The organism is Cupriavidus numazuensis (genome assembly GCF_905397435.1).
In the GTDB taxonomy this organism is placed as follows: Bacteria; Pseudomonadota; Gammaproteobacteria; order Burkholderiales; family Burkholderiaceae; genus Cupriavidus; species Cupriavidus numazuensis.
Genome location: NZ_CAJPVI010000015.1, coordinates 125,350 through 146,662, shown reverse-complemented (window position 1 = coordinate 146,662; position 21,313 = coordinate 125,350). Strand labels below are relative to the sequence as shown.

Annotated in this window: 21 protein-coding genes; 13 read left to right on the top strand and 8 right to left on the bottom strand. The window is 65.3% G+C overall.

Features of this window, described 5'->3' with window-relative positions:
* Positions 1 to 3: 3 nt before the first annotated feature.
* The 6 genes from KHO41_RS14190 (at position 4) to KHO41_RS14165 (ending at position 4,189) form a co-directional block, all read left to right on the top strand.
* Positions 4 to 1,161 (top strand): CaiB/BaiF CoA transferase family protein, encoded by a 1,158-nt coding sequence (locus tag KHO41_RS14190; RefSeq protein ID WP_211953914.1) that lies wholly within the window; start codon positions 4 to 6, stop codon positions 1,159 to 1,161.
* 44 nt (positions 1,162 to 1,205) lie between these two features.
* Positions 1,206 to 1,973: an IclR family transcriptional regulator gene (locus KHO41_RS14185; RefSeq protein ID WP_211953913.1), complete on the top strand. Its 768-nt coding sequence runs from the start codon at positions 1,206 to 1,208 to the stop codon at positions 1,971 to 1,973.
* 143 nt (positions 1,974 to 2,116) lie between these two features.
* Positions 2,117 to 2,710 carry a TetR/AcrR family transcriptional regulator gene (locus KHO41_RS14180; RefSeq protein WP_211953912.1) on the top strand — a complete coding sequence of 198 codons (594 nt, stop codon included), beginning with the start codon at positions 2,117 to 2,119 and terminating at the stop codon, positions 2,708 to 2,710.
* Between the two features lie 9 nt (positions 2,711 to 2,719).
* Positions 2,720 to 3,199 carry a nuclear transport factor 2 family protein gene (locus tag KHO41_RS14175; protein WP_211953911.1) on the top strand — a complete coding sequence of 160 codons (480 nt, stop codon included), beginning with the start codon at positions 2,720 to 2,722 and terminating at the stop codon, positions 3,197 to 3,199.
* A 149-nt stretch (positions 3,200 to 3,348) separates the two neighbouring features.
* Entirely contained in the window at positions 3,349 to 3,624 is a 276-nt protein-coding gene (locus KHO41_RS14170; protein WP_211953910.1) for a PepSY domain-containing protein, read from the top strand.
* A 31-nt stretch (positions 3,625 to 3,655) separates the two neighbouring features.
* Positions 3,656 to 4,189, top strand: coding sequence for a cytochrome b/b6 domain-containing protein (locus tag KHO41_RS14165; RefSeq protein WP_211953909.1), 534 nt, complete (start codon positions 3,656 to 3,658; stop codon positions 4,187 to 4,189).
* Positions 4,190 to 4,208: 19 nt separating this feature from the next.
* On the opposite strand, the gene KHO41_RS14160 is transcribed toward KHO41_RS14165, so the two are convergent.
* The 5 genes from KHO41_RS14160 to KHO41_RS14140 form a co-directional block, all read right to left on the bottom strand.
* Positions 4,209 to 5,240, bottom strand: a complete 1,032-nt coding sequence (locus KHO41_RS14160; protein ID WP_211953908.1) for a class I fructose-bisphosphate aldolase — start codon at positions 5,238 to 5,240, stop codon at positions 4,209 to 4,211.
* A gap of 19 nt (positions 5,241 to 5,259) precedes the next feature.
* Positions 5,260 to 5,589, bottom strand: a complete 330-nt coding sequence (locus KHO41_RS14155; protein WP_211953907.1) for a DUF3175 domain-containing protein — start codon at positions 5,587 to 5,589, stop codon at positions 5,260 to 5,262.
* Positions 5,590 to 5,730: 141 nt separating this feature from the next.
* Entirely contained in the window at positions 5,731 to 6,699 is a 969-nt protein-coding gene (locus KHO41_RS14150; protein WP_211953906.1) for a Bug family tripartite tricarboxylate transporter substrate binding protein, read from the bottom strand.
* 288 nt (positions 6,700 to 6,987) lie between these two features.
* Positions 6,988 to 9,132: a 3-hydroxyacyl-CoA dehydrogenase NAD-binding domain-containing protein gene (locus KHO41_RS14145; RefSeq protein ID WP_211953905.1), complete on the bottom strand. Its 2,145-nt coding sequence runs from the start codon at positions 9,130 to 9,132 to the stop codon at positions 6,988 to 6,990.
* A 25-nt stretch (positions 9,133 to 9,157) separates the two neighbouring features.
* Complete coding sequence (locus KHO41_RS14140; protein ID WP_211953904.1) at positions 9,158 to 10,369, bottom strand: acetyl-CoA C-acetyltransferase; 1,212 nt, start codon at positions 10,367 to 10,369, stop codon at positions 9,158 to 9,160.
* A gap of 90 nt (positions 10,370 to 10,459) precedes the next feature.
* Between KHO41_RS14140 and KHO41_RS14135 the strand changes: the two genes are divergently transcribed.
* The 3 genes from KHO41_RS14135 (at position 10,460) to KHO41_RS14125 (ending at position 14,113) form a co-directional block, all read left to right on the top strand.
* Positions 10,460 to 11,278, top strand: a complete 819-nt coding sequence (locus KHO41_RS14135; RefSeq protein WP_244873841.1) for an IclR family transcriptional regulator — start codon at positions 10,460 to 10,462, stop codon at positions 11,276 to 11,278.
* A 105-nt stretch (positions 11,279 to 11,383) separates the two neighbouring features.
* On the top strand, positions 11,384 to 12,937 hold the full coding sequence (locus KHO41_RS14130) for an AMP-binding protein (RefSeq protein WP_211953903.1): 1,554 nt from the start codon (positions 11,384 to 11,386) through the stop codon (positions 12,935 to 12,937).
* A 45-nt stretch (positions 12,938 to 12,982) separates the two neighbouring features.
* The gene (locus KHO41_RS14125) at positions 12,983 to 14,113 is read left to right on the top strand and encodes an acyl-CoA dehydrogenase family protein (protein ID WP_211953902.1); all 1,131 of its coding nucleotides are present in this window, start codon (positions 12,983 to 12,985) and stop codon (positions 14,111 to 14,113) included.
* Positions 14,114 to 14,155: 42 nt separating this feature from the next.
* Here KHO41_RS14125 and KHO41_RS14120 read toward each other — a convergent pair whose 3' ends face one another.
* Complete coding sequence (locus KHO41_RS14120; protein ID WP_211953901.1) at positions 14,156 to 15,364, bottom strand: acyl-CoA dehydrogenase family protein; 1,209 nt, start codon at positions 15,362 to 15,364, stop codon at positions 14,156 to 14,158.
* Between the two features lie 187 nt (positions 15,365 to 15,551).
* Here KHO41_RS14120 and KHO41_RS14115 point away from each other — a divergent pair, with 187 nt between their 5' ends.
* The 3 genes from KHO41_RS14115 (at position 15,552) to KHO41_RS14105 (ending at position 18,483) form a co-directional block, all read left to right on the top strand.
* Positions 15,552 to 16,214 carry a TetR/AcrR family transcriptional regulator gene (locus tag KHO41_RS14115; RefSeq protein ID WP_211953900.1) on the top strand — a complete coding sequence of 221 codons (663 nt, stop codon included), beginning with the start codon at positions 15,552 to 15,554 and terminating at the stop codon, positions 16,212 to 16,214.
* A 91-nt stretch (positions 16,215 to 16,305) separates the two neighbouring features.
* Positions 16,306 to 17,400 (top strand): hypothetical protein, encoded by a 1,095-nt coding sequence (locus KHO41_RS14110; protein ID WP_211953899.1) that lies wholly within the window; start codon positions 16,306 to 16,308, stop codon positions 17,398 to 17,400.
* A 108-nt stretch (positions 17,401 to 17,508) separates the two neighbouring features.
* Complete coding sequence (locus tag KHO41_RS14105; RefSeq protein ID WP_211953898.1) at positions 17,509 to 18,483, top strand: Bug family tripartite tricarboxylate transporter substrate binding protein; 975 nt, start codon at positions 17,509 to 17,511, stop codon at positions 18,481 to 18,483.
* Positions 18,484 to 18,491: 8 nt separating this feature from the next.
* Here KHO41_RS14105 and KHO41_RS14100 read toward each other — a convergent pair whose 3' ends face one another.
* On the bottom strand, positions 18,492 to 18,992 hold the full coding sequence (locus tag KHO41_RS14100; RefSeq protein ID WP_211953897.1) for a hypothetical protein: 501 nt from the start codon (positions 18,990 to 18,992) through the stop codon (positions 18,492 to 18,494).
* A gap of 271 nt (positions 18,993 to 19,263) precedes the next feature.
* Here KHO41_RS14100 and KHO41_RS14095 point away from each other — a divergent pair, with 271 nt between their 5' ends.
* On the top strand, positions 19,264 to 19,446 hold the full coding sequence (locus KHO41_RS14095) for a hypothetical protein (RefSeq protein WP_211953896.1): 183 nt from the start codon (positions 19,264 to 19,266) through the stop codon (positions 19,444 to 19,446).
* A 1,002-nt stretch (positions 19,447 to 20,448) separates the two neighbouring features.
* Here KHO41_RS14095 and KHO41_RS14090 read toward each other — a convergent pair.
* Positions 20,449 to 21,288 (bottom strand): MipA/OmpV family protein, encoded by an 840-nt coding sequence (locus tag KHO41_RS14090; protein WP_376989439.1) that lies wholly within the window; start codon positions 21,286 to 21,288, stop codon positions 20,449 to 20,451.
* Between the last annotated feature and the right edge of the window lie 25 nt (positions 21,289 to 21,313).

The window sequence follows — 21,313 nt, the reverse complement described above, 5'->3', positions numbered from 1 at the left end:
GCCATGACGATGCAGAACGCAGGCGCTACGCCCAAGGCCACCGGACCGCTCGCAGGGGTGCGCGTGGTCGACATGACCTCGGTAGGCATGGGGCCGTACGCGACGCAGATCCTTGGCGATATGGGTGCCGAGGTCATCAAGGTGGAGGCGCCGGCCGGTGATGTCTTCCGTCACGCCGAACCTGCGCTGCATCCCGGCATGGGCGCCACGTTCCTGAACCTGAACCGCAACAAGCAGTTCGTGGTACTCGACGTGAAGCGTGCCGAGGACCTGGCCCGGCTCAAGGACCTGATTGCTGGCGCGGACGTGTTCATCTCGAACGTGCGGCCGCAATCGCTGCGCAAGCTCGGGCTGAATTATGAATCGCTGCGCGCATCGAATCCGCGGTTGATCTATTGCGGTGCGTACGGCTACTCGGAAACGGGTCCTTACGCCGGCATGCCCGCGTTCGACGACATCATCCAGGCACGCAGTGGTCTGGCGCAGTTCCAGGGCGCGAACAGCGCTGAAGGCCCGCAATACGTCAACACGATCCTGGCCGACAAGGTCGCCGGCCTGACCGTGGCCTATGCGATTCCGATGGCGCTGTATGAACGCGAGCGGTCGGGACAAGGGCAGGCCATCGAGGTGCCGATGTTCGAGACGCTGGTGTCGTTCCTCGCCGCGGAACAGCTTGCCGGGCACACGTTCGTGCCGGAGCAAGGTTCATGCGGGTATCCGCGCGTAATGTCGCCGCACCGCAAGCCCTATCGCACGCTGGACGGCCATATCGCGCTGCTGCCGTACACCACACCGCAGTGGGCGCGTTTCTTCGCACTGTCCGGCCACCCGGAACTCGCGGAGGATCCACGCTACATCGACCCGGCCGCGCGCAGCGCCAATATCAACGAGCTGTACGCAACGCTGGCCGACATTGTCAGCCGCAAGACCACCGCGGAATGGCTCGCGCTGCTGGCCGACGCCGATATCCCGCACAGCGAGGTGCCGGCCTTCGAAGACGTGGTGCAGGACCCGCACCTGCGCGCGACCGGCATGGTGTTCGAGTACGAGCATCCGACCGAAGGACAACTGCGCGGCATCGGCATCCCGACGCGTTTCTCGCGCACGCCGGGCAATATCCGATCTTGGGCACAAGGACTGCCGACGTCGGACGAGGCCTGAAGACGCGTACAATCCGCGCACGGCAAGGCTGACAGGAACAGGAGATGGCGGAATCCGAGACGGGCGAAAAGGCAGGGCAGGCCAGCGTGAAGACGGCGCTGCGCGTGATCGAGATCATGGAGATCTACGCGCGCGAAGGGCGTTCGCTCACGCTGACGGAACTCGCGAAGCTGCTCGGCGCGCCGATGTCGAGCTGCCTCGGGCTCATCCGCACGCTTGCATCGCTCGGCTATCTCTACGAAACCGGGCGCCGGCAGGGCTACTATCCGACCAGCCGGTTGCTCAATATCGCGCAGCGTATCTCGCGCAACGACCCGTTGCTCGAGCGCGTGCAGCCCGTGCTCGAAACGCTGCGCGACGCAACTGGCGAAACCGTCATCTTCGGCAAGCTGCAGGATGACGGGCGTGTACTGTACCTGGAAGTGCGCGAGTCACAGAATCCTGTGCGCTATACCGCCACGCCGGGTGAACTGCGCGACGTGCATATCAATTCGATCGGCCGCGCGATCCTGGGCGCCATGCCGGACGCGGTGCGCGACGCCGCGTTGGCGAAGGTCTCGTTCCAGCCCCGCACCGAACGTACCGTGACCTCACGCGAGGCGCTGGAGCGCGAGATCGCTCAGTGGCAGCAGCAGGGCTGGTATCCGAACTTCGGTGAATCATTCCCGGACCTGGGGGCGATTGCGGTGCCTGTTGAAATCGGGGGCGCTGTGTACGGGATGTCGGTGGCCGGGCCGATTCACCGGGTGGAGTCCAGTGTGGACCCCATTGTCGCGGCCTTGCTGCGCGGGCAAGACGCCTTGCGGACATAGCTCACCGTATTCCTGAATATTCCTGCTGAGAGGCGGTGACGCCGCCGCGCTTGGTTTGTCGGTAATTTCCCGTTGACTCCGGAGAATGATCGTTCTACCATGGATCCTATCGGAGAACGATCATTCTCCCCGGGGATTACACCATGTCCGACGACTCCTCCATCGAAACCCGACTGCTCGAAGCCACCGAGCAACTCGTCTATTCCGGCGGCATCCACGCCACCGGTATGGACGCCATCGTCAAAGCATCCGGCGTGGCCCGCAAGAGCATCTACCGGCTCTATCCCACCAAGGAAGCGCTGGTCGCGGCAGCGTTGCTGAATCGCGATGGGCGCTGGATGGCGTGGTTCATCCGTTCGACGCCGCCAACGGACGATCCGTTTGATCGCGTGATGTCGATCTTCCCGACACTGCGCCAATGGTTCGAGTCGGAGGGCTTCCACGGCTGCGCCTTCATCAACGCGGCAGGCGAGACGGAAGACCCGGACAGCGAGATCCGCGCGGTGTCGCGCTTCCACAAGCAGCGACTGCTCGACTACCTGAACGAACTCACACAGGCGTGCGGCCTGCCCGATCCGAAGGAAGCCGCACGGCAACTGCTTGTCCTGATCGACGGCGCCACCGCCGTCGCGCTGGTCAGCGGCGATGCCGACGCCGCCGACAGTGCGGGCAGGGCTGCGGCCCTGCTGCTTGAAGCTTCCCGGTCCGCCAACGGGCCATCTTCCTCCCACCACTGAGGTGCTCCCATGTCTTCCAACGCCGAAACCCGTCCGCCACTTCCGCCGTTCACGCGCGAAACCGCCATCGAGAAAGTCCGTCTTGCCGAAGATGGCTGGAACACGCGCGATGCCGCGAAGGTGTCTCTCGCCTACAGCCTCGACACGCGCTGGCGCAACCGCGCCGAATTCGCCAACGGCCGCGACGAGGCGCGTGGCTTCCTGGAGCGCAAGTGGAAAAAGGAACTCGACTACCGGCTCATCAAGGAGTTGTGGGCCTTCGGCGGCAACCGTATCGCCGTGCGCTATGCCTATGAATGGCACGATGACTCGGGCAACTGGTTCCGTTCGTACGGCAACGAGAACTGGGAATTCGGGGAGGACGGCCTGATGGTCAACCGTTACGCCAGCATCAACGACATGCCGATCAAGGAGTCGGAGCGCAAGTTCCGCTGGCCGCTCGGCCGCCGTCCGGATGATCATCCGGGGCTGTCGGATCTGGGGCTCTGAGGCGGTATCGACCAGGTCACCAGGCGGGCAGGGTGCGGCGGAAAGAAATCGGTTGAAGGCAACATAGGGAAACCCGGTATTGAGAATAGTTCCTGTTTAAGCCTACGATCATTCCGTCGCCCATGCCGGGTGCTCTGCCGGAGATTTCCATGCTCAAGATCCTCGCCTTCGCCGTGGCCGCCGCGGTCTCCACGGTCTCCACCGGTGCGCTCGCCAGCGCCAAATGCGTGGCCCACCCCAAGGCCGAATGGATGAAGGAAGCTGACGCGCGCGCCAAGATCGAGGCGCAGGGCTATGTCATCAAGAAGTTCAAGGTGGATGGCAACTGCTACGAGATCTACGGCACCACCAAGGAAGGCAAGAAGGCAGAGATCTACTTCGATACCAAGAGCCTGGAGATCGTGAAGTCGGAGATCGAGAAGTAACAGTAGCGGCTTCATCGTTTCCAGTACCGCCATGCAGGACCACGAACCGGTCCGCGTCTGGGACGTGGTCGTGCGCGTCACGCACTGGAGCGTGGCGGCTATCGTGTTCTGGGACCTGATCGACGATTCCGGCGGCCGCCTGCACCGCGTGCTCGGTTATGTGGCTGCCGGTCTCGTGCTGTTGCGCATCCTGTGGGGGTTTGTCGGCAGCGAACATGCGCGCTTCCGCGCGTGGGTGCCGCGCCCGGCCGGCGTGCTCGCCTACACGAGGGCGCTGGTGCGGCGCCGCGCACCACGCTTCCTGAGCCACACACCGCTCGGCGCCGTCATGATGCTGCTGATGTGGGCACTGATCCTCGCGCTGGCCGTCACGGGCTGGATGTCGCGGCTCGATGCGCTCTGGGGCGAAGACTGGCCAGTCGATATCCACGCGGTGCTTGCCGATATGCTGATGGCGCTGATCTTCCTGCACGTGGTGGCCGCCATCGTGTTCAGCGTGGCCGGGAAAGAGAATCTGGTGCTGGCCATGGTGACCGGGCGCAAGCGGCGGGGGCCTGGCGCCTAGCCCTGGCCGCCCCGTGGCTTTACCCCACTTTTTCCATCGTCTCCTGCGCTGCCTCGTACTGTCCCTGACAAGCCTTGCCGTTCAGCAGCGACCTGCGCAGCAGCGCCTGCTGTGCCTGGCCGACGTTCGACGCCTGTCCGCGCCATGCCGCCAGCGGCGGCTCCTGCAGCGCGCGGCCGTAGGAGAAGCTCAGCGGCCACGGCAGCGGACCGAGCCGGTTCATGGCGTCCAGGTTCGCCGTCGCCTGTTCTGGTGTCTGTCCGCCAGACAGAAAGAAGATGCCAGCTACTGCACCGGGGACCGTGCGCTTCAGCACACGCACCGTTTCGGTTGCCACGTCTTGCACGGATGACTGCTGCGCGCATTTCTTGCCCGCGATGACCATGCTCGGCTTGAGCACCATGTGTTCGAGCACGACCCCATAGCGATGCAACGCGTGGAACACCGCATGGAGCACGCGCTCCGTCACCGCTGCGGAGCGCGCCATCCCATGATCGCCATCCATCAGCACCTCGGGTTCCACGATCGGCACGATACCCGACGCCTGGCAGATTGCCGCATACGCGGCGAGCACCTGCGCATTGGCCTGTACTGCCAGCGCGCTCGGCAGGGTGTCCGACACGTTGAACACTGCGCGCCACTTTGCAAAGCGCGCGCCTTGCTGGCGGTAGGCCTCCAGTCGCTTTGGCAGTCCATCCAGCCCTTCGGTGATCTCGTCGCCGGGCGCGTTCACGAGTGGCACCTTGCCCTTGTCTACCTTGATGCCGGGCACGATGCCCTGGCGCGCGCAAAGCTCGGGCAGCGGCGTGCCGTCGTCGGCGCGCTGGCCGAGCGTTTCCTCGTACAGGATCACGCCGCTGATATGTGCGCCAAGTCCCGGCGTGGACAGCAGCAAACTGCGCCACGCGCGGCGGTTCTCTTCGTTCGATTCCACGCCGATCGTGGTGAAGCGCTTGGCAATGGTCGGGCCGCTTTCATCGGCCGCGAGCAGTCCCTTGCCCGGCTGCACCATCGCCTTCACCGTGGCCTGCAATTCGCTTGCGGTATCCATGGATTCTCCTGCTCTGCGGTCACGCCGTGCGGCCGAAGGCCTCGCGCAGCTTGCCCTTGGCACGTTGCAACGTGGCGCGCTGCGTCTTGGTCAGATTGCGGCCTGCGCGGTTGATGTAGAAATTGAGCATCGACATCGCCGACTGGTACGCCGTGCCCTTGCGCCGGCGGCTGTGTTCGGCCGAGCGCTTCAGCGAAGCGGCAATCTCTTTCGGGTCGGTGTGCTTGAAGATGTCGGGTTCGAGGTCGAGCGCGTCACTGCGTTCGCTCACCTGTTTGGACCAGCGGCGCGCATGGCGGCCGTGGCGGCGGTGCTTGCTGGTTTGTCGGGTGGATCTGGCTGCTGCCACGGTATGTCCCCGGGATGATGCCCAATTTCCAGACTAGGCGATTTCCGGAGCCGTGGCGGAGAGAGGCGCCCCTTTGCCAAGCGGCGGTCACATCCGGGAACTGCGCGGCGGGCCCCGGGTTGGTGCCCGCACGTGGCGCCTTCAGTTCACGCGGATCTTTGCCTGTTCGACCAGCTTGCCGAATCGCACATACTCGCTGCGCATCATCTGCATGGTCGTGTCGCTGTCGACAAAGCTGGCCTGTACGCCGAGATTGGCGAACTGGCGCTTCACGTCGGGATCATTCATCAGCTTGCGCACGGCATTGCTCAACACTGTGCGCGTGGCCGGCGGCGTCGCGGCTGGCGCGAACATGCCGACCCATGCAATCACTTCCGCGCCGGGATAGCCGGCTTCCGTGATGCCCGGCACCTGCGGCAGGTCAGGCAGGCGTCCATTTGAGGTTGCGGCCAGCGCGCGCAACTGGCCGGACTTCACGCGCTGCACTGATCCGATCGCGGTGTCAAAGGCAAAGGTGACCTCGCCGGACAGCACCGCCTGCACGCACTGCGCGCCGCTCTTGTACGGCACTTCGACGATATCGGCACCCGATGCCACCTTGATCGCCTCGCCCGACAATTGCGCGGTGCTGCCCACGCCGAACGAGGCATAGCTGATCTTGCCCGGTGCCTTCTGCGCGGCCTGCACCACGTCCGCGATGGTCTTGTACGGCGACTGCGGCGGCACGAGGATCAGGTTGGGGAACGAAGCGAGCGTGCCGATTGCCGCAAAGCTGCGCAGCGGGTCATACGGAACATTGGGCATCACCTGCGGGCTGATGGTGAACGCCGCATTGGAACCCAGGAACAGCGTGTAGCCGTCGGGTTCCGCGCGCGCGACGGCATCGGCGCCGATCATGGTGCCCGCGCCCGGGCGGTTTTCCACCACGACGGGCTGGCCCAGCGCGGCATGGAGCTTGGGACCGATCATGCGCGCCATCAGGTCGATGGTGCCGCCAGCGGCGTACGGCACCACGAGCCGGATCGGGCGGGAAGGGTAGTCTGCCGCGCTGGCCGAAGCGGTGAAAGCGAGCGTGGCCAGGGCGAGGCCCCAGGTCTTGAATGGCTTCATCGATGTCTCCTCCGGTATGTCCGGTTGTCTATGTTCGATTTCGCTGGGCCGGGAACGCCGGTCTGACTGCTAATGAAGAAAGAGCTTCATGTGTTTGCTCCCCTCTCCCATAAATGGGAGAGGGGCGGGGGAGAGGGCAGGAGTCACCACGAAGTGAGGCGCTATCGTACTTGGCATGCGCCTGCCCTCTCCCCCAGCCCCTCTCCCGCAGGCGGGGGAGGGGAGCAAACAGTTGGTATTCGGAGGGGAGGTGTCAGCAGTCAGGAGCCGGAAACCCGGCCCGTTTCATCAGAACAGTTCGCCGCTGGCCGCCTTCTCCTTCAGCAGTCGCGGCGGCGCGAAGCGCTCGCCGTAGTGCTCCGCCAGGTATTCGGCGCGCGCCACGGCTTCCTTCAGGCCGTACTGGTTCAGGTACTGGAACACGCCGCCGGTCCAGCGCGGGAAGCCGATGCCGAGCACCGAACCGATGTTGCCGTCGCCCGCGCTGTCCAGCACGCCTTCCTGCAGGATGCGCACCGATTCCAGCGCCATGCAGAACAGCAGCCGGTCCATCTTGTCCTGCTGCGGCATCTGTTCGTCCGGCCGTACGAAATGACGGGCGAGTCCGCTCCAGAACGTCTTGGCGCCATCGGCGGGATAGTCATAGAAGCCACCGCCCGCAGCGCGGCCCTTGCGGCCGAACTCATCGAGCATGCGTTCCATGACCGCGTCAGCCGGATGCGCGGGCAGCGGATTGCCTTCGGCAGCGTGCGCCTTGAGCGTTTCGAGGCGGTTGTTGTACGACAGGCTCAGGCTGACTTCGTCGAGCACGGCGAGCGGCCCCACCGGGAAGCCGGCAAAGGCCGCTGCCGCTTCGATGGCCGCGGGGTCCTGGCCCTCGCCGAGCATGGCCACGCCTTCGCGCGTGAACGTGCTGAACACGCGGCTGGTGAAGAAGCCGCGGCTGTCGTTGACGACGATCGGCGTCTTGCCAAGCTGCATGACAAAGTCCAGCGCATGCGCGAGCGTTTCCTTCGAGGTCTCCTTGCCCTTGATGACTTCCACGAGCTGCATGCGGTGCACCGGCGAGAAGAAGTGCAGACCGATAAAGTGGGCGGGGCGGCCCGATGCCTTCGCCAGCCCGGTGATCGGCAGCGTGGATGTGTTCGACGCCCAGATCGCGCGGTCGGACAGCAGCGGCTCGGCGGTACCTGTGATCTCGGCCTTCAGCGCCGGGTTCTCCGGCACGGCCTCGATCACGAGATCGACCTGCGCGAGTTCGTCATAGCTGGCGACCGGATGGATGCGATCCACGACCTGTCGGCGCTGCGCGGCGTCGATCTCGCCTTTCTCCTCGCGCTTGGCGAGCAGCTTGTCCGCGTTGTCGCGTGCACCTGCTGCCTGCTCCACGGTTGCATCCTTGACCCACACATCGATGCCGCGCGTCGCCGCCACATACGCGATGCCCTTGCCCATCATGCCGGCGCCGAGCACGGCGAGCTTGCCGACTTTGCCTTTCTCCACACCAGCCGGGCGCTGCGCCCCGGACTTGATCTCGTTGGCGCGGAACCAGAACGTGCCGAGAATGTTCTTCGACACCTTGCCCGTGACGATCTGCACGAAGTAGCGCGTCTCGATGCGGCTCGCGGTATCGAAATCGACCTGCATGCCTTCGACGGATGCGCACAGGATCGCTTCGGGCGCCGGGTAGCAGCCCTTGGTCTTGGCGCGCACCTGCGCGGCGGCGGTCGAGATCCAGCGCTTGGCACCGTCGCTGTCGTTCCATCCGCCGGGCGGTACGTAGCCCTTCGCGTCCCAAGGCTGCGCACTGGCGGGATGCGCCGCGATCCAGGCGCGGGCCTGTTCGAGCAGGGCTTCCTGCGTAGGGGCGAGCGCATGGATCAGCCCGACTTCGACGGCCTGCGCAGGCGACATCAGCTTGCTGTCCTGCAGGTACGGCTGGCTCGCGGCCAGGCCGAGCAGGCGCGTCATGCGCACCACGCCGCCGGCGCCGGGCATCAGGCCGAGCGTGGCTTCAGGCAGGCCGAACTGCGCCTTGGGTTTGTCCAGCGCGATGCGGTGGTGGCAGGCCAGCGCAATCTCGAAGCCGCCGCCGAGCGCGGTGCCATTGAGCGCGGCCACCACGGGCTTGCCCAGCGTTTCGATCTGGCGCAGCGCGCGTTTGCCGGCCTCGGTGGCGGCAAACAGCGTGTCGGCATCTTTCGGCTGCATGCCGTAGATGCGGTTCAGGTTGCCGCCGGCGAAGAAGGTGTCCTTCGCCGAAGTCAGGATGACGCCGGCAATGCTGTCTTTCTCGGCGACAAGTCGGTCCGACACCTCGGCCAGGCATTGGCGCATGGCGTCGGTCATGGTGTTGACGCTCTGGTCCGGCGCATCGAAGGTCAGGGTGACAATGCCGTCGGCGGACTTCTGGTACTGAATCGGGGCTTGCATCTTTCTGGTTCTCTCCGGCAGTCGGTTACAGGCGTTCGATGACCGTGGCCACGCCCATGCCACCGGCCACGCACAGCGTGGCCACGCCATAGCGCTGCTGGCGGCGTTCCAGTTCATCAAGCAGGGTGCCGAGGATGATGGCGCCGGTCGCGCCGATCGGATGGCCCATGGCGATGGAGCCGCCGTTGACGTTGATCTTTTCGAGCGGCACGCCAAGGGTCTTCGAGAAATGCAGCGGCACCGCGGCAAAGGCTTCGTTGACCTCGAACAGGTCGATCTGGCTGGCAGAGAGCCCGGCCTTGGCCAGCGCTTTCTGCGCGGCAGGGACGGGTCCAGTGAGCATCAGCGTCGAATCGACGGTCGCCAGTCCGGTGCCGAGAATGCGCGCGCGCGGACGCAGGCCCAGTTCCTGTCCCATGCGTTGACTGCCCACGAGTACCAGCGCCGCGCCATCGACGATGCCCGACGAATTGCCTGCGGTGTGCACGGCATCGATGCGGTCGAGTTCCGGATAGCGCTGGCGCGCCACGGCCGCATTGGCCACGGCCGACGCGCCGCCGAATGCCGGCTTGAGCGCGGCCAGCGAGGCTGCCGTGGTCTCTTCGCGGATGTACTCGTCGTGGTCGAGCACGGTCAGGCCGCTGCCATCGCGTACCGGCACCAGCGAGCGCGCGAACCAGCCCTCGCGCCGGGCGCGCGACGCCAGTTCCTGCGAACGCAGCGCGTAACCGTCGAGCTCGTCGCGCGTGAAGCCGCTGAGCGCGGCCACCATGTCGGCGCTGAATCCCTGCGGGACATAGGCGATCTTCAGGCTGGTGGCGGGGTCATAGATCCACGCGCCGCCCGACGCGCCAAGGCCCAGGCGCGACATCGATTCCACGCCGCCAGCGGCGATCAGGTCATACCAGCCCGAGCGCACTTTTTCGGCCGCCATGTTCACGGCCTCCAGTCCGGCGCCGCAGAAGCGCTGCAACGCCATGCCCGGCACCTGAGCCCAGCCGTCCGGGCCACACAAGGCGGCAATGCGCGGCAGGCACGAGCCCTGGTCGCCGACGGCGGAACTGATGCCCATGATCAGGTCGTCGACGCGGGCCGGATCAAGCTGCAGCCGTTCGCGCAGGGCTTCCAGCAGCGTGACCACCAGGTCGATCGGCTTGACCTCGTACAACGCGCCCGCGCCGGGCTTGCCCTTGCCGCGCGGGGTGCGCACGGCGTCATAGATGAACGCTTCCGTCATCGTGTCTCCTCGTAATAATTGAGACAAGTGTCTCGAAAATGGTTGAGATCGTCAAACGATTTACGCATAATCGACTTCATGGAGCCAAAAATGAAACTCGTATCTCAAAATGTGGATGATGCGCCGGATGCCGGCATGTCCGGCAGCGGTAGCGCGCTGGCCCGGGGCATTCTCATCCTGCAGGCCTTCAGTGCCGCGTCGCCGGAACTGAGCGCGCGGGAGCTGATGGCCATCACTGGCCTGCCCAAGCCCACGCTGTTCCGCCTGGCGACGACGCTGTGCGAGGCGGGCTTGCTGCGCTATGACGAGATGACAAGCCGGTTCCAGCCGGCGCCGGGCCTGGCGCGCCTGGCGTCGCCGCTGCTTGCGCGGGCGCATATCCGCCAGCTCGCGTTTGCGCCCATGCAGGCGCTGGCCGACCGCATGCGCGCGCAGGTGACGCTGGGACTGGGGGCGGGGATGGATCTCGTGTTCATCGAGCTCGCGCAAGCCAAAGAATGCGAAACCGTGCGCCCGCCAATGGGCAGCCATATCTCGCTGTCGCGCACGGCATCGGGCCGCGCCTACCTGGCCATGCTGCCGCCCGAGCCGTGCCAGCGCTTCCTGGAAGCGACGCGTGCCGACGATGCCGAGCACGGTGCATGGTTGTCCGACCGCCTGGCGGAGGCGCAGCATGACCTGGCCGAGCGCGGCTTCTGCGTAAGCCATGGCGATCTGCACCGACAGCTCGAGACAGTCGCGGTGCCGGTGCGCTCGCCTGCGCCGGACGAGATCTACGTGTTTGCCTGCACGGTGCCCAGCTTCGAGTTGCGGCCGGGCCAGTTGCTGGACGAGGTTGGCCCACGGCTGCTCGCGCTCGCGCGCAGCATCGAAGCGGGCCTCGGCCGCCCCGGCGCCACCTACGCCTGAGGAGCGCGGCACCCGTCACTGACTCACCCATTCCGCCGAGATCCGCGCCAACGCAGCGCGGTCCGCATTCCACCGAGTACACAAGTAGAGAGAGACAACGCAGACATGGAGACACTGCACACCGTGGACCGGCTCGCCCATTGGGCCGACGTCCAGCCCGGCAAGGCCGCCGTGCGCCTCGTCGATGGCGATAGCGCCACGACGCTGACCTATGCCGAACTCGATGCGCGCGCGAACATCGTGGCGCAATGGCTCGTCGACACCGGGCTGCAGCCTGGCGACGGCATTGCGCTGCTGATGGAAAACCATCCCGACCTGTTCGCGCTGGCCTGGGGCGCGCGCCGCGCGGGGCTGTACTACACGCCCGTCAGCACGCACCTGAACCCCGCCGAAGTCGATTACATCCTGCGTGACTGCGGCGCGCGCCTGCTGGTGGCGACGCGCAAGACTGCGGCGCTGGCCGGTGCTGTGGCCGACTGGTCAGGCGCGAAGTACCTGCTCGATGGAGAGACCGCCGGTTTTCTTTGCTTCGAACAGGCCATTGCCGGCTACAACGCTGGGGCCACGCTGCCCGAGCGCGTGGTGGGGCGAGATTTCCTGTACTCATCGGGGACGACGGGCAAGCCCAAGGGCATCCGCCGTGCGCTGGTGCCGTATGCCGACCGTTTCCGCGATGCCTACGATGCATCGATCTGGCGCGAGTTCTTCCTGTTCGGCCGCGATACCGTTTACCTGACCATGGCGCCGCTGTACCACGCCGCGCCGCTGCGCAGCGTGATGCGCAATATCGACTGGGGCGGCGAGAACATCGTATCGAGCCGCTTCGACGCGGCGCGCGCACTGGAACTCGTCGCGCAATACCGCGTGACCCACAGCCAGTGGGTGCCGACCATGATGATCCGCATGCTCGCGCTGCCCGACGATGTGCGCGCAGGCGCCGACCTGTCGAGCATGCGCGTGGCCATCCACGCCGCAGCGCCGTGCCCGCCGGACGTCAAGCAACGCATGATCGACTGGTGGGGACCGGTCTGGTACGAGTACTACGGTGGCTCCGAAGGCATCGGCCTGACCGCTGCCGACAGCAAGGCATGGCTGAGCAAGCCCGGCACGGTTGGCCCCGCGTTGCTTGGCCGCATCCATATCAAGGACGACAAAGGCCGCGAACTGCCGCCGGGCGAGCAGGGCCGCATCTGGTTCTCGGGCACGCCGCGCTTCGCCTATCACAACGACGTGGCCAAGACCGCGGCGGCGTATGACGCCGAGGGCTGCGCGACCTTTGGTGACATCGGCCACGTCGACGAAGACGGCTGGCTGTTCATGTCGGGCCGCCGCACCGACCTGATCTTGTCCGGTGGCGTGAACATCTATCCGCAGGAAATCGAGAACCTGCTCGCGACCTATCCGGGCGTGGCGGACGTCGCCGTGATCGGCGTGCCGCATCCCGAGTTCGGCGAAGAGGTCAAGGCCGTGATCGAACTGCAGCCTGCGCAGCAGGGTTCGCCAGAGTTCGGTGCTGCGCTGCTCGATTTCTGCCGCCAGCGTCTGTCGCACGTCAAGTGCCCGCGCAGCGTCGATTTCGTGCGGGCGCTGCCGCGGCTCGAGAACGGCAAGCTCTACAAGCGCGTGCTGCTGGAGCAATACGCGCGCGCCGCCCGCTGATCCTTTCGAACCCAGACATCAACCAGACACCAAGAGACAAGACCCATGCGCACCGCACTCCGCGAAGACCATGAACAATTCCGCGACCAGGTTCGCAAGTTCGTCCAGCGCGAAATCGCGCCCCATCACCACGCCTGGGAGAAGACCGGCCAAGTCCCGCGCGAGACCTGGCTCAAGGCCGGCCGCGAAGGGCTGCTGCTGTGCGCGATTCCCGAAGAGTACGGCGGCGGTGGCGGCGACTTCGGCCATTCCATCGTCGTGATCGAGGAGCTGATGCGCGTGCTGGCCTCCGGCCCTGGCTTCCCGCTGCATTCGGATATCGTCGCCCCGTACATCCTCGCTTACGGCACCGAGGAACAGAGGCAGCGCTGGCTGCCCGCGATGGCGCGCGGCGAGAAGATCGGCGCGATTGCGATGACCGAGCCCGGCATCGGTTCGGACCTGAAATCCGTGCGCACCACCGCGCGCCGCGACGGCGACAGCTACGTTCTGAGCGGACAGAAGACCTTCATCACCAACGGCGCCAACTCGGACGTGGTGATCGTGGTGTGCAAGACCGATCCGTCGGCCGGCACGCGCGGCATCAGCCTGATCGTGGTCGAAGCCGGCACGCCGGGATTTACGAAGGGGCCGTTGCTGGAGAAGATCGGCCTGAAGGCGCAGGACACCTGCGAACTGTTCTTCGACGACGTGCGCGTACCTGCGGCAAATCTGCTTGGCGAGGAGGGCAAGGGCTTCGGCTACCTGATGCACCAGCTCGCGCAGGAACGGCTGATGATCGCTGTGCGTAGCCCGACGGTCATGGAAGCGATGCTCGAAGAAACTATCGCCTATACCAAGAGCCGCAAGGCGTTCGGACAGCCGGTGTTCGACCTGCAGAACACGCGTTTCAAGCTTGCCGAGATCAAGGCCAAGACCGTGGCGTGCCGCGTGTTCGTGGATCACTGCATCGCCTTGCATTTCGAGAAGAAGCTGTCGCCGGACATGGCGGCCATGGCGAAGCTCTATGCGACCGAAGCGCAAGGGCAGGCGGTCGATGAACTGCTGCAGCTGCATGGCGGCTACGGCTTCATGCGCGAGTATCCTGTCGCGCGTGCGTTCGTCGACAGCCGGGTGCAACGCATCTACGGCGGCACGTCGGAGATCATGAAGGAGATCATTTCGCGCAGCCTGTAATACACAACGCCCGCACGGCAGCGTGCGGGCGTCAGCTTCCTGTCATGCGTGGCGCACGCCCAGGGCTGCACCGGCCTTCAACGTCTCGCGCGCGATGATCAGTTTCTGCACCTCGGTCGCACCTTCATAGATACGCAGCGCGCGGATCTCGCGGTACAGGCTTTCCATGATGCCGCCCACCTTCACGCCGCGCGCGCCGAACAGCTGCACCGCGCTGTCGACCACAGCCTGCGCGTTCTCCGTGGCAGCCATCTTCGCCATGGCGGCTTCGCGCGTGGTGGACAGCCCTTGCACGTCGCGGCGCCATGCCGCGCGATAGGTCAGCAGCGCGGCCGCATCGATCAGCGTAGCCATTTCGCCCAGCCGCGCCTGCGTGAGCTGCTTGTCGGCCAGTGGCGCGCCGAACATCTCCCGCGACTGCGAGTGGGCCACGGCCTCGTCCATCGCGCGTCGCGCAAAGCCGAGCGCCGCGCCGGCGACCGACACGCGGAAGATGTCTAGCGTGCGCATTGCCAGCTTGAAGCCTTCGCCCGGCGCGCCGAGCAGTCGGGACGCGGGAATGCGCATATCCGTGAAGCGCAGCGTGGCGAGTGGGTGAGGCGCCATCACGTCGATGCGCTCGGAAATCGAAAAACCGGGGTCATCCGGATACACGACAAAGGCCGAGATGCCGCGCGTGCCCGGTGCCTCGCCGGTGCGCGCGAACAGCACGTACAGGTCGGCAATGCCACCGTTGGAGATCCACGTCTTTTCGCCATTGACCACGAAGCTGTCGCCGTCACGCACGGCAGCGCAGGTCATCGCGCCGGCATCCGAGCCGGCGCCGGCTTCCGACAACGCAAAGGCAGGAATGAGTTCGCCGCGCACCACGCGTGGCAACACCTCGCGCTTCAGTTCAGGGCTACCCGCAAGCGCAATCGGCCCACTGCCGAGCCCCTGCATGGCGAGCGCGAAATCCGCGAGGCCATCGCGATAGGCGAGGCCTTCGCGCGCCAGCGTAAGCCGACGCGATTCGATCGATGGCCCGAAGCCGCCGTATCCACCCTCGACGCAGGCACGCAACAGACCGGCCCGGCCCAGCTCGGCTACCAGCTTTCGGCACGATGCATCGACGTCGCGGTGATCGACGTTGTCGAGCACGCCGGAGTCTGCAAAGGCATCCACGGTCTGCATGAACGCGCCGTGCTCCGCGTCGAAGAACGGCCAGTCGAGACTGTCTCGCTGGCCGAGCGGGGTGAAGCTATGTCGCATGTGTGCCTCCTCCTGATGTTGGAATTCTGCGAAGAAAGGCTACAACCTACTGGGTAGTATGTAAAGCCGGGACGATGCCTGTTGATAGCTAGGTGGATACCCTGAATACCTTGACTGGTATGCCTTCGATCCATAACCTACTGGGTAGTATGTTGATCTGAACAACGAGCCAGGAACGCATTTGCCGATGTCCAAACCATCGACCGCCGCGCCGTCGCGCGAAGCCCCGAGCCGGGTCTCCGAGATCCTCGACGCCGCCGCCGACGCCTTCAACCAGCAGGGGTACGACGCCACCTCGCTCGACTACATCGGCGATGTGCTCGGTGTCACCAAGGGCAGCATCTACTATCACTACCGCAGCAAGGCCGACCTGTTCGTCGCCGTGTACCGCCGCGTGATGGAAATGAACATCGAGACGGTCGAGCCGATTGCCGCGCAGAAGAACGTGCCGGCAGTGGAACGCCTCTACCGCATGGCGCATGCGCACTCGCTGCAGGTGATGAAGCATCTGTCCTACCAGCGCGTGGCGGTGCAGGGGCTGGAAGCGCAGTTGATGGGCCGCGTCAACGAAGAACAGCGCGCGCGCCTCAACGATGTGATCCAGTTGCGCGACCGCTACGAAAAGCTGTTCGTGCGCATGATCACGCAGGCGGTCGAAGCAGGCGACCTGCCGCAGCAGAACCCGCGGCTAGCGGTCAAGCCGCTGTTCGGCGCGATCAACTGGACCACCATGTGGTACCAGCCGCGCCCCGGCGAAACTGCCGAGGACCGCGAGCGCATTGCCACGCATCTCGCGTCGTTCGTGGTGGGCGGCCTGCGCCAGCCATTCCATCCGGATCCAGCCGGCTGATCCGCAAGCGCCTGCAATCCCTTTCCGTTTTAGTCTTGCGCGCGGAGGCTGCTGCACCGCGCGTCCATCCCCCTTCCTACCGGGAGTGTTCATGTCCGAGCAAGTCCAAGCTGTCCCCGTCACCGACGCCGCGCGCTGGTCCGCCGTGGCCAACTGGTACCACGCGTATTTCACCGGGCTTGTCATGACTACCGTGACCCGACGCAGCACGCGCGAGGCGGCGGATCTGGTCTTCAATATCTTCCGCCGCCAGCATCACGAGCGCTTCCTGCCGGGGCTCGAAAAGCTTGGGCTGACCGGGTTGCCGCCGGCCGTGGCGGCCGCGCGTTACCACTACCTGTCGAATGCGATCGGCGGCGTGCGCGTGGAGTACATCGAGGAATCGCCGCGCAAGGTATGGGTCCGCTATCCGCCCCCGCGCTGGGCGTGGCACGGCACGGCGATCTGCGCGATCCCCGGCGAAGTGTCGCGCGCGGTGCTGCGCGGCTGGCATGCGCATAACGGCGTGTCGCTCGGTGAGCCGAAGCTCGGCTTTGTCTGCACCAAGCAGACCATGGACGGGCAGCCAGGGCTGGAAGGCTACTACTGCGAATACGACCACGCGCTCGAACCCGAAGAACGTCTGCGCTTTGCGCGCGGAGAGGAGGCACCGGACTTTGATCCGGCGCTCGCGCCACGCCTGCTGACCGCCGACTGGCCCGAGGAACGCGTGCAGAAGGCCCGCCGCAACTACGCGATGGAATACATGCGCACCGCGCTGCCCGAGCTGATCGCGCTGTTCGGTCCGCAGGACGCGATCTACCTCGGCGGCATGACCGGACGACTGATCGGCATGCAGTTCTATAGCGAAACGGCCGCCGCGCTGGGCATGCCTGACCAGGGCGATGCGCGCGATTTCGGCCGCTTCATGGTGGCGCTGGCGCGCGCGCAGGGTGACGAGGCTGTGCTGGCGGAAGAAGACGGCGCCATCGCGGTACGCCAGTTCGGCTGGAAGCTGATGGCAGGCGTGCCGTCGCTGCACCATGCAGCCTTCGAAGCGTGGAACGAGTTGCTGGAAGGCGCGTTGTCCACACACAACCGGCGCCTTGCGCTGACCGTCACGCGCCGCTTCGACCTTGGCGACGACTGCTTCGAATGGCGTATCGCGCCACGGCTGCGCGGCACGCGTGCGGAGGAAGCGCAATGACGCGTAGTACAGCCTGATCGAAGCGCCCCTGAATCCGGGGGCAGGGTATTCCGTGAAAGACAGCACGGCCCGCGCAAGACGGCGCCGCAGATCACCAAGGAGACACGCATGACCCTGAAGTCCTTCCGCCTGATTTCCGCCGCGGCGCTTGCCATGCTCGGCCCGCAGCTCGTCCATGCCGCCGACGCGTTTCCAAGCCGGCCCATCCGCATCATCTCGCCGTACAACGCTGGGTCTTCGACCGAGACCTTCGGCCGCATGCTGTCGACCGAGATGGGCGAGCTGCTCGGGCAGCCGCTGGTGATCGAATCCAAGCCCGGCGCGGCGGGCACGACCGGTGCGCGCGAAGTGGCGCGCAGCAAGCCGGACGGCTATACGGGCCTGATGAACGCGTCGATCCAGGTGATGTACCCGGGCATGTTCCGCACGCTGCCGTTCGATCCGCTCAAGGACTTTGCGCCGGTCGGTGTGTTCGGCTTTGCGCCGATGGTGGTGGTCGTGTCGCCGGAATCGGGCATCACGAGCTTCAAGGGCATGCTCGAGCAGGCGCGCGAGAAGCCCGGCAAGCTGTCGTTCGCATCGGGCGGGCTGGGGTCACTGCCGCATCTTGTGGGCGAACTGGTCAACCTGCGCACCAACGTCAATATCGCGCATGTGCCGTACAACGGCACCGGGCAGGCCATGACCGATGTGGCCGGTGGTCACGTCGACATCCTCTATGCGTCGGTCGCCAGCGCGTTGCCGCTGATCAAGGCGGGCAAGCTGCGTGCCCTGGCCGTGACATCGAAGAAGCGTCTCGAGTTGTTGCCGGAAGTGCCGACCATTGCCGAGACTGCGATCCCGGATTTCGATGTGTCGTCGTGGTACGCGCTGTGGGCGCCAAAGGGCACGCCGGCCGCGACGGTCAGCCGCCTCAACCAGGCAATGCGCGATGCCTCCGCCTTGCCGGCGGTGCAACAGCGCATGCAGTCCTACGGCGTGGTGCCGAGCCACCTGACGGCGGAAGAATTCGCGCGCTTCAGTGCGACCGAAAGCGCCAAGTGGCTCGATGTCATGAAACGGGCCCGCGTAGAGCCCAACTAGGACAGGCTTCAGCCCATCACCAGGCTGCCCACCAGCTTCTGCTCGTCGCTGGTGAACTGGCGCGTGGCCTGAGCAAGGTCGGCGCCGACCTTGCTCATGGCGGCAGTCAGTGCGCCGACTTCAGCGCGCAGCGCTTCGATCCGCATGCGGCGCTGCTCGGGACTGCCGGCCGTGCTGTGGCTGAGTTCCTGCAGTTCCTGGGCTTTCTGCTCCAGCTTCTCGCGCAACTCGCGCATGCGCTTGATCAGCTTCTTGACGTTGTCGGGCAGGTTGCTGTTGTCGATATCGCTGTCCTTGGAGGCTGCCTCTTTGGTGCTGCGCGTGGCAGACAGCGCGCTGCCCGACATCGAGATATGGACGTCGGTGCTTGGCCGCGCGACGACGATGCCCGGCATATCGGTGGCATCGCTGCTGGTGGCTGCGGCCACGTCGTCGGCGCTCGCCGGGAGGGCGGCATCCTGGGTGAGTGGGACAAGCGGGCTTGCCGCGGTGGCTTCAATCGTACTCATGGTGGTTCTCCAGTTGACGGATTCATTGCGGATTGCCGCACGTCACGGGGGGCCACGTTCGTACGATTCATGAATATTAGGGGTGCCTTCTTTATCGGCAGGATGCTGCGAACGTTAAATCACATCGACGAGGTCTTGCGGCATCGCAATCGTTGCGGTTTCGCGGAAATAATCGGTTACACAGTCCGATGCCGGACACGTCAACAGCGCGCGTGCGCCCGACGTTTTTACAGGCAACGCGCAATATCGCGCGTCCTGCCGGAGACCGACAATGAAGAAAGTACTTGCCATCCTGACCCTGGGCCTGTTCGCCGCTGGAGCGTATGCGCAAGCGCCTGCCGCCGCGCCAGAGTCGAAGGAACCCGCCAAGGTACAGAAGAGCGCCCACAAGGACAAGACGCACGCCCAGAAGCACACCAAGAAGGCAACGCCTGACAAGGCTGCAGCACAGTAAGCGTCGCTTGGATGGGCTATCGCGCAGCGCGGCTTCGAAGGGAGGTTGTGCTGCGTTTTTTTGGTGGGTTCCCTCCGACGAACTGGAAGGGTTATCGTTCTTGGCGGGCGCCGCTGTTTCGCCGGCGTAGCCGGCGGGTAGATTGCGGTTAAGGCCCGGTTATCGCTCTTGGCATGCGCTGCTGTTTCGCCGGCGTAGCCGGCGACCTACTCTTTTGTCCGAGCGACAAAAGAGTAGGCAGAAAAGCGCGTCGTTGCCGCTGGCCATCAATTCCACGGCGGCAGGGGTTCAAACGGCTTTGGACGCCTGCGATGGTGGTCGGCCGTTCCACCCTGCTACGCCATGTGAGTCAGAACCTGTGCCTCGCGCGGCACGACTTTTGGACGATCCCCAAGACGGACTCGGGTACAGCGTTTCAACCAGGTCAGTGGTGGGACGCCTTCGGCTGCGCTGCGCGCACGTCGTCGTCGGGATGCGAGCTCATCAACGTCGCTGGCGCCTAGGTTCGTCCGAGATCCTTTCTCTACTTCGCGCATGCAATGCGCGGGCCTCGTCACCGAGGCGTGGTTTGCCCTGGGCCTGCGTGTTCAGACTAGAGCTCTGCGCGTAGCGCAGCCGAAGGCGTTCATACGATATGGGTGGTAGCAGGGGCCACGAACGCTTGCAGGGCTCGTTCAATCAGCGCGGTAATTCCTCTCTCGGTCGTGCACCACGCGGTAGGCAGCGGAAATCCCCTCTGAAGCCCATACCCGTACAACACTCTTGGCCCACTACGATAAAAATTCGCCCCTTTGGGGCAACCAAAACGCGTTTTTGGTTACTTTTGTCGCTCGGACAAAAGTGACTCGCCGGCTACGCCGGCGAAACAGCGGCGCATGCCAAGAACGATAGCTCTACCCCGAACCGAAAAGCCCCCGCCGGCTACGCCGGCGAAACAGCAGCGCCTGCCAAGAGCGCCCCCCCGCAAATCGGCAAAGAACATCTCTCCTCTAACCCCATAGCTCAGAACTGGTAGTTGATCGACAGGTCGAACACGCCGTTTGTCGCGCTCTGCGTGAGCGGGCTGCGCTTCGCGTCACCAACCAGTTGCATGACGGCCACGTCGGTCGTGGCAAACCAGTGCTTGTCGAAGAACCAGACCGCGCTGACGCCGAAGCCGTATGAGCGTATGCCGCCGGACGGGCTGAATTGCGGGCGTCCAGGCCGCGCCTGTGACGCGCTCACGCCGTACCAGGTATTCATGTACCGCGAGTCGGCGAGCGTCATGGTCGGGCCCGCGAACCAGAAGAATTTCTCGGAACTGCCCGGCAAGGGCATGTAGGCGCCGATGTCGCCGATCCAGCCGTCGGAGCCGCCCAGGCTGCGGCGCGCGTCCACACGCATCACCAGCGGGAATTCCTTCGACACCGCATATTCGGCGAACAGCTTTGCTTCGGGGGCCGGATTGATGTTCTCCATGCCATCCAGCAGCGGCGAGGTCTCCTTGGCGCGGCGGCCCAGGTTGTAGGAAAGCGCAATGCCTGCGCGCCAGTTCTTGCCGCGCAGCACATTGACGCCGAGGCCTTCGCCGATCGAGGCAAACGCGATGTCGCGATAGCGGATATCGATGCTGGGGCCGCCGACCACGATGTAGTCCGACGAGCCGTCGTAGCGCGGGCGCACCATGGCCGCGCCGCCGAGTCTGACTTCCCAGTCCGGAATGGTGTCCTCGAACAGCTTTTCGAGCGGTATGCCGGCCGAAAACTGCCATTCGGCCAGCGGCGCCGGCGTTTGCGCCCAGGCCGGTGCTGCGGCGAGCGCGCATAGCCCGAACAGCCATGGCTTTGCGCGGTGCGCGCGCAAGCGGCCCGTGGGACTGAAGGTTTCC